At 56.8% G+C, this 673-nt stretch carries 1 other annotated feature (running past one end of the window).

The window, feature by feature from the left end:
- Positions 1–630 (bottom strand) — a sequence feature (mutual gap in cmsearch alignment for this rRNA model is longer than 100); it reaches 3,597 nt to the left of the window's first position.
- Between the last annotated feature and the right edge of the window lie 43 nt (positions 631–673).

Raw genomic sequence — 673 nt, 5'->3', positions numbered from 1 at the left:
CGACGCTCCCACGGCTTGTAGGCACACGGTTTCAGGTACTATTTCACTCCGCTCCCGCGGTACTTTTCACCATTCCCTCACGGTACTATCCGCTATCGGTCACCAGGGAATATTTAGGCTTAGCGGGTGGTCCCGCCAGATTCACACGGGATTTCTCGGGCCCCGTGCTACTTGGGTGTTTCTCAAACGAGCCGTTGACGTTTCGACTACGGGGGTCTTACCCTCTACGCCGGACCTTTCGCATGTCCTTCGCCTACATCAACGGTTTCTGACTCGTCTCACGGCCGGCAGACCGTGAAAGAGAAATCCCACAACCCCACATACGCAACCCCTGCCGGGTCTCACACGCATATGGTTTGGCCTCATCCAGTTTCGCTCGCCACTACTCCCGGAATCACGGTTGTTTTCTCTTCCTGCGGGTACTGAGATGTTTCACTTCCCCGCGTTCCCTCCACATACCCTATGTGTTCAGGTATGGGTGACAGCCCATGACGACTGCCGGGTTTCCCCATTCGGAAACCCCCGGATCAAAGCCTGGTTGACGACTCCCCGGGGACTATCGTGGCCTCCCACGTCCTTCATCGGTTCCTGGTGCCAAGGCATCCACCGTGCGCCCTTAAAAACTTGGCCACAGATGCTCGCGTCCACTGTGCAGTTCTCAAACAACGACCAA

It is taken from the genome of Streptomyces olivochromogenes, assembly GCF_001514115.1.
GTDB lineage: Bacteria > Actinomycetota > Actinomycetes > Streptomycetales > Streptomycetaceae > Streptomyces > Streptomyces olivochromogenes.
The sequence above is the reverse complement of the archived record's forward strand: the minus strand, read 5'-3'. Positions and strand labels throughout refer to the sequence as shown.